The organism is Bradyrhizobium sp. (genome assembly GCF_035309285.1).
Taxonomy (GTDB): domain Bacteria; phylum Pseudomonadota; class Alphaproteobacteria; order Rhizobiales; family Xanthobacteraceae; genus Bradyrhizobium.
In genome coordinates, this window is the sequence record NZ_DATGFH010000139.1 from 1 (window position 1) to 8,749 (window position 8,749).

At 63.8% G+C, this 8,749-nt stretch carries 10 protein-coding genes; 5 read left to right on the plus strand and 5 right to left on the minus strand.

Annotated features, from left to right (window positions below):
• Together VKR55_RS26040 and VKR55_RS26045 are read right to left on the minus strand one after the other, a co-directional pair.
• Nucleotides 1–560: FAD-binding protein (locus VKR55_RS26040; RefSeq protein ID WP_324407894.1), on the minus strand; the 560-nt coding region annotated here is incomplete at its 3' end.
• Nucleotides 561–800: 240 nt separating this feature from the next.
• The gene (locus VKR55_RS26045) at nt 801–1,727 is read right to left on the minus strand and encodes a transcriptional regulator GcvA (RefSeq protein ID WP_324407896.1); all 927 of its coding nucleotides are present in this window, start codon (nt 1,725–1,727) and stop codon (nt 801–803) included.
• Nucleotides 1,728–1,842: 115 nt separating this feature from the next.
• Between VKR55_RS26045 and VKR55_RS26050 the strand changes: the two genes are divergently transcribed.
• Nucleotides 1,843–2,046: a DUF1127 domain-containing protein gene (locus tag VKR55_RS26050; RefSeq protein ID WP_324407898.1), complete on the plus strand. Its 204-nt coding sequence runs from the start codon at nt 1,843–1,845 to the stop codon at nt 2,044–2,046.
• Between the two features lie 71 nt (nt 2,047–2,117).
• The gene (locus tag VKR55_RS26055) at nt 2,118–2,741 is read left to right on the plus strand and encodes a GNAT family N-acetyltransferase (RefSeq protein ID WP_324407899.1); all 624 of its coding nucleotides are present in this window, start codon (nt 2,118–2,120) and stop codon (nt 2,739–2,741) included.
• A gap of 4 nt (nt 2,742–2,745) precedes the next feature.
• On the opposite strand, the gene VKR55_RS26060 is transcribed toward VKR55_RS26055, so the two are convergent.
• The 3 genes from VKR55_RS26060 to VKR55_RS26070 form a co-directional block, all read right to left on the minus strand.
• Nucleotides 2,746–3,576 (minus strand): enoyl-CoA hydratase, encoded by an 831-nt coding sequence (locus VKR55_RS26060; protein WP_324407900.1) that lies wholly within the window; start codon nt 3,574–3,576, stop codon nt 2,746–2,748.
• Nucleotides 3,577–3,676: 100 nt separating this feature from the next.
• Nucleotides 3,677–4,378 carry an SDR family NAD(P)-dependent oxidoreductase gene (locus tag VKR55_RS26065; protein ID WP_324407902.1) on the minus strand — a complete coding sequence of 234 codons (702 nt, stop codon included), beginning with the start codon at nt 4,376–4,378 and terminating at the stop codon, nt 3,677–3,679.
• A gap of 37 nt (nt 4,379–4,415) precedes the next feature.
• Entirely contained in the window at nt 4,416–5,411 is a 996-nt protein-coding gene (locus VKR55_RS26070) for a glutathione S-transferase family protein (protein ID WP_324407904.1), read from the minus strand.
• Between the two features lie 107 nt (nt 5,412–5,518).
• Here VKR55_RS26070 and VKR55_RS26075 point away from each other — a divergent pair, with 107 nt between their 5' ends.
• From VKR55_RS26075 to VKR55_RS26085, 3 genes are all read left to right on the plus strand, one after another.
• Nucleotides 5,519–7,300 carry an acyl-CoA dehydrogenase family protein gene (locus VKR55_RS26075; protein ID WP_324407906.1) on the plus strand — a complete coding sequence of 594 codons (1,782 nt, stop codon included), beginning with the start codon at nt 5,519–5,521 and terminating at the stop codon, nt 7,298–7,300.
• A gap of 36 nt (nt 7,301–7,336) precedes the next feature.
• Nucleotides 7,337–8,425: a Zn-dependent alcohol dehydrogenase gene (locus VKR55_RS26080; protein WP_324407908.1), complete on the plus strand. Its 1,089-nt coding sequence runs from the start codon at nt 7,337–7,339 to the stop codon at nt 8,423–8,425.
• Nucleotides 8,418–8,749, plus strand: a 332-nt coding sequence (locus VKR55_RS26085) for a DUF4372 domain-containing protein (protein WP_324407909.1), incomplete at its 3' end; no start/stop codon positions are given. The genes VKR55_RS26080 and VKR55_RS26085, both read left to right, overlap by 8 nt.

Here is an 8,749-nt window from a genome sequence, read left to right on the forward strand (position 1 = left end):
ACCAGCGCCGAAGCCTTGGCGGTTGCCGGGCCGTCACCGTGTTTGAAAGTTGCGGACAGGAACATGCCGTCGGCGATCTCGAGATCGGTCACCTCGGCGTCGTAAAGAACGTCGATGCCGAGTTGTTCGGCGGTGAGGTAAAGCGCATTCAGCATCGCGCGGCCGCCGCCGAGGAAGAACGAGTTGGTGCGGCCGAGGCTGAGCGTGCCGCCGAGCGAGGGTTGCCAGCGCACGCCCTGCTGCACGATCCAGTGCAGGATGTCCTTGGACTCGCGGATCATGTACCGCGCCAGCTCTTCGTCGGTCTTGCCGCCGGTGACGCGGAGCAGGTCCTCCCAGAATTCCTCTTCCGTATAGGGCCCGGTGAGAATCTCGGTCGCCGCATCGTGGGCGCAGCGCATGTTGCGGGTGTGGCGGGTGTTGCCGCCGCGATAGAACTTTGGCGCGCCTTCCAGCACCAGCACGGTGGCGCCGAGCCGCCGCGCGCTGATGGCCGCGCACAGCGCGGCATTGCCGCCGCCGATGACCAGGACGTCGAACTTGCGGTTAAAATCGACCATGCGTTCTTGTTAGATGGCGCCGATGCGCGACTTGATCGCGGGCGGCCGTGCGGTGGTGGCGTCTGGCATGGACGAATTCTCTCCCGTCTGGAAATTGGCCCGTGCGGGAAAGTCTCTCGCCAGCCGATGCTTGGTATGGTGGGCAATCTGCCATGCCTCTCGGGCACGACCAACCGGAAATCGCCCGCGAAACGGCATAACCGGCCTGCCAAGCCGGTGGTATTTCAGGATTTGTTCTGCTCAGGGCTTGTGCTTGTCAGGGCCATTCTTGTCAGAGCCGTTTTTGGCCGACGTCAACAGCCATTGCCGGAAAGCCTTCAGCTTCGGCGGCTCCATGGCGCCTTCGGGCGTCACCAGGTAGAAGCCGGCATCGGCGGGAAGCGCGATGTCGAAGGGGACCACCAGCCTTCCCTTGGCGATGTCGTCCTGCACGTAGGAGGTCCGGCCCATCGCGACGCCAATGCCGTCGATGGCGGCCTGCACGGTCATGAAGGCCATGTCGAAGGTGATGCCCCGCAGCTTGGAGATGTCCGCCGGCAGGCCTGCGGCGGTCAACCATTGCCGCCAGTCGTCGCCATTGCCGCTGGTGTGCAGCAGCACGTGCTCGCGCAAATCCTCTGGCATCCGCAGCGGTCGATTGCCCGCGATCAGTGCGGGGCTGCACACCGGAAACACCTCGTCGGCCATCAGCCATTCGGCGCGCAGGCCGGGCCAATGGCCGCGGCCGTAGCGGATCGCCGCATCGACGTCGCCACTCTTGAAGTCGACGAGGGCGGTCGAGGTGGTGATGCGCACGTCGAGGCCGGGATGGGCTTCCTGGAACGCGGTCAGCCGCGGCAGCAGCCATTTGGCCGCGAGCGAAGCCAGCGTGGAGACGGTGAGCACCTTGTCATCGTCCTTGCGCAGCAGGCGGTCGGTGGCGAGCCGGAGGTCGTTGAAGGCGGCGCGCACGCCCGGCAGATAATCGCGCGCCTGCGGCGTCAGCGCCAATGCACGGTTCTTCCGGACGAACAGGCGGATCCCCAATTCCTCCTCCAGCCGCCGGATCTGATGGCTGATCGCGGTCTGCGTCACGTTCAATTCGGACGCGGCAAGCGTGAAGCTCAAATGCCGCGCCGCGGCCTCGAAGGCCCGCAATCCGTTGAGCGAAGGCAGCCTGGCGGTCATTCCGGCATTCCCCATTATATGACTTTATTTCATCCGAAACGGTACAAAGTGTCGTTTGCGGAACCCTGCAAGTGCGCAGATATTCGCACGCAGAGATTAGCTTTGGGAGCTAAAAATGTCCATCTTGACCCACGAAACGATGACAAATCATCATGTTACGAGCGTTTGGGCGCAGCTCGGCGAGACTTTCCGCACCTGGCGGCAGCGCTATCAGAGGCGCAGCGAGCTGACCCAATGGACCGAGCGCGACCTGCACGACGTTGGCTCGTCGTGGAGCGACGTCGTCCACGAAGCCGAAAAACCCTTCTGGCGGGCTTAACGATAGCAGCCAGGCCGGCGTCGCCTCGCTTGGAGGGGCGCCGGCCGATTATTTTGCGACGGGAGCCGGCCATGACGACGCTTCGGTTCGACGATCTCAGGCAGTATTCGGACGAGTTGCGCTCGCGCCAGGGCGAAGCCGTCACCGTGCGCTTTGTCGAGCCGCGCGACGGCGAGGAGCTGCAGAACTATGTCCGCTCGCTGTCGGCGCGCTCCCGCTACAACCGATTCCTCGGCGCCATGAGCGAATTGCCGGGGGCGGTGCTCGATACCTTCACCCATGTCAGCGAAGCCGCCGGCTTCACGGTGGTCGCAACCAAGGTCATTGACGCCTTCGAGACCATTGTCGGAGAGGCGCGTTACGTGCTTCACCCCGAAAATGAAAGTGTCGAGTTCGGCATGTCGATCGACGACCGCTGGCAGGGCCATGGCATCGGCGCGGCGCTGTTGAAGAATCTCGAATGCCGCGCGGCTGCCCTCGGTGCCCGGCGCGTATTCGGCGACACGTTGCGCTCGAACGATGGCATGATCGGATTGGCGCGCAAATCCGGCTACCAGTTCACCAACAATCCCGACGACTGGAAGCTGGTGCGCTTCGAGAAGGCGATTAACACGCAGCCGAAGGACATTCCCTGTGCAAGCTGGCGCATCGCGGCGGCCGCGCGCGAAGTCGCGGCGCCGGCCTGGGCGGTGTGATGCTTCAGTTTCCCTTGAACACCGGCTTGCGTTTGTCGATGAAGGCCTGCACCGCCTCCTTGTGATCGGCGGTCGTCTGCAGGCGGACCAGCCGCATCGCTTCGTGGTCGCGGGCGGTGGCGTAATCGAACAGGAGCGCCTCGTCGAGATTGTCCTTCATGTAGCGCAGCGCCAAGGTCGGGCCTTCGGCCATGGATTTGGCCAGCGCAAATGCCTCTTCCTGCAGCTTCTCGTCAGGAACGACACGATTCACCAGGCCGATCGCCTCGCAGCGCGCGGCGTCGACTCTTTCGGCCGTGAACATCAATTCGCGCGCCCGCGCGGTGCCGACCAGCCGGGTCAGGAGCCAGGCGATGCCGTAATCGCCGCTCAGTCCGACGCGCAGATAGCCGGTCGAGACGGAGGCCGATTGCGCGGCGATGCGGATGTCGCAGGCCATGGCGAGCGCGAGCCCAGCGCCGACCGCAGGTCCCGGCAGCGCCGCGATCGTCGGCTTGCGCACCGAGATGAGCGCGCCGGTCAGGAGCCGCTGCCGCTCCTGCAGGTCAGCGACCTTCTCGTCATGGGACATGTCCAGCTTCGCCTTGTCGCGATGTGCGCCCATGCCCTTGACATTCCCGCCGGCGCAGAAGGCCTTGCCGGCGCCGGTTATGAGGAGCACCCCGACGTCGGGATTCTCGCCGCAGGTCCGGATCATCGTGCGCAGCGCCGGCGTGAGGTTGTCCGACATGGCGTTGCGCGCTTCGGGGCGATTGAGCGTGATGACGGCGACGCGGTCGCGGATTACGCACAGGAGCTCGTCGGTGCCGGTATCGATCTTGGTGTCGGTGGTCATTATTTTCCCCATTCTCTGAATTCGTCATTGCGAGCGAAGCGAAGCAATCCAGAGCCAAGCAAAGATTCTGAATTGCTTCTCCTCGCAATGACGACAATCATCAAAACTTCTCCACCCACGGCCGCAATTCCACTTCCCAGGTCCAGGCGCTGCGCGGCTGCTGCAGGACGTTCCAGTAGCTCAGCGCGATCGCATCGGGATCGAGGAACGAATCCGGCCGGTCCTGCGGATCGGGGCGCGTGGCGCTGCGGATGCCGCCGTCGATGACGAAATGCGCGACATGGATACCCTGTGGCGACAATTCGCGCGCCATGCTCTGTGCGAGCCCGCGCAGCGCGAACTTGCCCATGGCAAACGGCGCCGACTGGGCATAGCCCTTCACGCTCGCGGACGCGCCGGTGAACAGGATCGCGCCATGCTTGTTGGGCAGCATGCGTTTGGCCGCCTGCTGTGCGACCAGGAAACCGCCATAGGCGCTGACGGCGAGCGCGTTCTCGACGTCCGACGGCACGAGGTCGACGAACGCGCCGCGCGAGCGGCCGCTCGCGTTGTAGACCACGAGGTCAGGGGTTGCGATCTCGCGCTCGACGAGGCCAAACAGGCGCTCGACTTCATCGGCGTTGGCCGCGTTGCACGCATAGGCGTGCGCACCGGTCTCGCGGCACAGCGCGCCGAGCTTCTCGACCTTGCGCGCGGCGAGCGCGACAGTGATCTTCTCGCGCGCAAACAGCCGCGCCAGCGAGGCGCTCAAGCCTTCACCGGCGCCGACAATGAGAGCGGTCTTGTACTTTGGCGTTTCCATGGATGCTGATCCTGATCAAAGAGCGGGAAAGCTTGATCTAGGCGCGCAATGCCTGCAGGCAACCCATGCTCTCCAAAACGGGATCAAGCGCGGCCTTGTCGCTTGCGGCGGCATATTTCGTGCGCAGCATGCCAAGCGAGCGCGCATGATATTTCTGCGGCTTCTGGGTCCAGACCTCTTCGCCAAGCTTCGTGCTGAACTCCTCCGTGCCTTCAGCAAGGGCCTTCTCGTTGGCGAGCGTCCAGGGGATGAATTTTCCGCCGACCTGGGTTTTGAGGATCGGCATCAAGGTTGGCGCCAGTGCAGTCCACGCTTCGAACGGCCCTTCCGCGCGCGGCCACAGCATGCGTTGCAGCCAGTCCAGCACATGCTGCGCATTGCCTTCGATCAGCGCGCCGGTAGTGGGGTCTTTCCATAGTTCATAGAACTGTCCCCACAGGCCAAAATCGCCATAGGCGGGGCGGGCACCGAACAGATAGGGGCGGCCCGCGAGATGAGCGTCGAGCAGCGCCAGCATGTCCTTGAAGCCGACCTCGATCTGCGGCGCGGTCTGGGCATTGGAGCCGACGAACCAGACCCGCTCGGCCATGCGGGCGCGGACCTGGCTTGCAAGGGCGCCAAACTCCGCTTCGCTCGCTCTTGGCGCTCGCATTCGCGCAAGCCGTCCCGCCGAGCTGATCTGGTCGACGTCGCGCGCCCAGCGAAAATGAAACATCCACTTGTTGCCCCACTCGTCGCCGAACTCCTCGATCAGCGCCGAGACGAAGCCCGCGACGCCCTCGGGATGGACCGACGGCTCCGGAAACAGCTTTTCCATGTGGTCGATGATGGGAGTGGAATCCTGGATGCCAGTGCCTTCAGGCGTGATCACCAGTGGGATGATCGGCAGCTTGGCGTGCTTTTCGTAGACGGCCTGGCTTTCCGCGTTACGCAATATCCATTGATGCGGGATCGCCTTGTAGCGAAAATAGGAGCGCACCTTGACCGAATAGGGCGACATCTCGGCGCCGAAGATGCGATAGACGTCTGCCATGGGATCATGCCTCCCTGAAATCCGGTGGCTTCATTGGCCCCCTGGAACATGATCTACATCATTCAAAGCCGGCACGACAGGGCGGAACGAACAGGAGTTCCTCAAAAATGCACCAGCTCCTCAAGCATGAGACGACGGCGAAAGCAGGCGAGGGCGGCCTGCTCGCGCCCGATACGTCGGGCATGAATTTCTACCGCGCCGATCCGGCGCTAGCCGATCTGTTGCGCATCCATCTGCCCGAGGCGCTGTTTCGGCATATCGAGCCGCATCTCGACCGACTGGGCGAACTGGCCGGCGGGCACCTCGACGAATGCGCGCGGCTCGCCGATCGCCATATGCCCGTGCTGCACCAGCGCGACAAGTTCGGCCGCGATGTGCAGTGGATCGAATACCATCCGGCCTACCGCGAGCTCGAGCGCTTCGCCTTCGGCGAGTTCGGCATTCATGCGCTGTCGATCCGGAAGGGCATCATGGGCTGGCCGGACAAATATCCGGTCGTCGCCAAGCACGCCTTCACCTTCCTGTTCAATCAGACCGAATTCGGCATGGGCTGCCCGATCAACGTCACCGACGGCTGCGCCAAACTGCTCGCAAATTTCGGCAGCGAGGAGCTCAAGGCGAAATATCTCGACGGGCTGGCGCAGACCGACATGGCCAAGCTGACCCAGGGCGGCCAGTTCATGACGGAGAAGGAGGGCGGCTCCGACGTCGGCACGCTGACCACGACGGCGGTGCAGGACGGCGATCACTGGCGCCTCCATGGCGAGAAGTGGTTCTGCTCCAATGCCGATGCGAAGGTTGTGATGCTGCTGGCGCGTCCCGACGGCGCGCCTCCGGGCACGCGCGGCGTCGGCCTGTTCCTGATGCCGCGATTTCTCGACGACGGCTCGCAGAACCACTACCGGATCGTGCGGCTGAAGGACAAGCTCGGCACCCGCTCGATGGCCTCGGGCGAAATCAAATTGGAAGGCGCAATCGCCTATGCCGTCGGCAAGCTCGATCGCGGCTTTGTGCAGATGGCCGAGATGGTCAATTCGTCGCGGCTCTCCAACGGCGTCAAATCAACCGCACTGATGCGTCGCGCTTATCACGATGCGATGACCGTTGCCAAAAATCGCGTGGTGTTCGGCAGTCGCATCATCGAGCTGCCGCTCGGACGGCGGCAACTCCTGAAGATCATGCTCGCGACCGAGCAGGCGCTGTCGATGAGTTTCCTCACCGCGGATGCGCTTGACCGTGCCGAGGCGGGCAGCCAGGATGCCGCGGCGCTACTGCGCATCCTGACGCCGACGCTGAAATTCCGCGCCACGCGCGATGCCCGCAAGGTCTGCGGCGATGCGATGGAGATGCGCGGCGGCATCGGTTACATCGAGGAGTTCGCGACCGCCCGGCTCCTGCGCGACGCGCATCTCGGGTCGATCTGGGAGGGTACCGGCAATATCGTGGCCCTCGATGCGCTCAAGCGGGCAGTCGGCCGTCACGGCGCCGAATCGGCGCTTGCCGCCGATTTGCACGCTCGCCTCGACGACAGCGCCGACGTGCCGCAGGCCTGGCGCGACCAGTTGCGCGGCCTCACCGATCGCGCGGTCGGATTCGCGCGCGACGTCGCGGCGCATGCGAACAACGAGGCGGAATCGCGCCGCGCCACCAGCCTGCTCTATCATGTCGCAAGCGCGGTGCAGCTTGCCTGGGAAGCGCAGCGCATTCACGCAAGACGCGGTGACGCGCGGAGGCTTCTGCTGTCGCGGCTCGTGATCGATCACCGCGTTATGCCCAGTGATCCGTTCCGGATTGCGGAAAATCGCGCGGCGGACGCCAGCGCTGCGCTCCTGCTCGGCGATCGCCCGGCCGGCATGGCCGAGGTTGGCGAACTGCTCGCGGCGGCGTAGGCTGCCGAACGAAGAAGAAGTGCCAGGGAGAGAACGATGAAGGCCGCCGTCCTGCATGAAGTCAACAAGCCGCTCGTGATCGAGGATGTGAGTCTGCCGAATCCCGGCCCGCGCGAAGTGCTGATCCGCACCGCAGTCGCCGGTCTCTGTCACTCCGACCTGCATTTCATGGAGGGGCTTTACCCGCATCCGCTGCCGGCCGTGCTCGGCCACGAGTCAGCGGGCATCGTCGAGAAGGTCGGCTCCGACGTGAACTATGTGAAGCCGGGCGACCATGTCGTCACCTGCCTCTCGGTGTTCTGCGGCACCTGCGACAATTGTGCCCAGGGCCGCACGGTGCTGTGTACGGATACGACCGTGAAGATGATACCGGGCGCATCCAATCGCATGTCCTGGAGCCGGCCGGAGAAGCTGCACCAGTTCCTCAACCTCTCGTCCTTTGCCGAGCAGATGCTGGTGCACGAGAACGCCATCGTCAAAATCCGGAACGACATGCCCCTCGACCTTGCTGCGCTGATCGGCTGCGGCGTCATCACCGGCTATGGCGCGGTCGTGAACACTGCCAAGGTCACGGCCGGCGAGACGGTGGCCGTGATCGGCTGCGGCGGCGTCGGCATGGCTGCGATCAACGGCGCAGAGATCGCGGGCGCCGGACGCATCATCGCGATCGACACCAATCCCGCCAAGCTGCAGCTTGCGACGAAACTCGGCGCAACCGACATCGTCGATCCCCGCAACGGCGATGTCGTGAGCCAGGTGCGCGAGCTCACCAAGGGCGGCGTGCAGCACGCCTTCGAGGTGCTCGGGCGCAAGGACACCGCCGAACAGGCCTTCGCCATGCTGGCGCCCGGCGGTACCGCGACCATTGTCGGCATGATCCCGTTCGGCCAGAAGATCGAGCTGCACGGCTTCGACTTCCTGCGCGAGCGGAAGATTCAGGGCTCATCGATGGGCTCGAACCATTTCCGTGTCGACATGCCGCGGCTGGTCGAATTCTACCTGCGCGGCAGGCTGCATCTGGAAGACTGGATCTCGGCCAAGCTGAAGCTGTCCGAGATCAACGAAGGCTTTGCCAACATGAAGGCCGGCAAGACGCTGCGCAGCGTGATCATGTTTGATGCGTGAAGACGTATCGTCATTGCCGGGCTTGACCCGGCAATCCATCAAGCAAGAAAGCGCTCTTGTAGTGATGGATGCCCGGGTCAAGCCCACGGCTGTCCGGTTTAATTTTGGTGGACATGGCGCATGGCGTGGATTCTTCTGCGGTCTTGAGCATCGCCAAATGTTCGAGACACACAAGGAAGATCTCGCCATGCGCCACCACAATACAGTAATTCACGGCATTCTGAAGCTGGTGCCGTGGGGTGTGCTGGATCGGCTTGTGGAGAGATATCAAACGAACAAGCGGGTGCGGCGGCTGAGCACGCAGAATCAGTTCGTCGCGATGCT

What these genes read in the sequence shown, in the direction of transcription:
- VKR55_RS26075 (WP_324407906.1), top strand. Translation starts at nt 5,519, where the DNA reads ATGCACCAGCTCCTCAAGCATGAGACGACGGCGAAAGCAGGCGAGGGC.
- VKR55_RS26065 (WP_324407902.1), bottom strand. Translation starts at nt 4,378, where the DNA reads ATGGAAACGCCAAAGTACAAGACCGCTCTCATTGTCGGCGCCGGTGAA.
- VKR55_RS26055 (WP_324407899.1), top strand. Translation starts at nt 2,118, where the DNA reads ATGACGACGCTTCGGTTCGACGATCTCAGGCAGTATTCGGACGAGTTG.
- VKR55_RS26060 (WP_324407900.1), bottom strand. Translation starts at nt 3,576, where the DNA reads ATGACCACCGACACCAAGATCGATACCGGCACCGACGAGCTCCTGTGC.
- VKR55_RS26080 (WP_324407908.1), top strand. Translation starts at nt 7,337, where the DNA reads ATGAAGGCCGCCGTCCTGCATGAAGTCAACAAGCCGCTCGTGATCGAG.
- VKR55_RS26050 (WP_324407898.1), top strand. Translation starts at nt 1,843, where the DNA reads ATGTCCATCTTGACCCACGAAACGATGACAAATCATCATGTTACGAGC.
- VKR55_RS26045 (WP_324407896.1), bottom strand. Translation starts at nt 1,727, where the DNA reads ATGACCGCCAGGCTGCCTTCGCTCAACGGATTGCGGGCCTTCGAGGCC.
- VKR55_RS26070 (WP_324407904.1), bottom strand. Translation starts at nt 5,411, where the DNA reads ATGGCAGACGTCTATCGCATCTTCGGCGCCGAGATGTCGCCCTATTCG.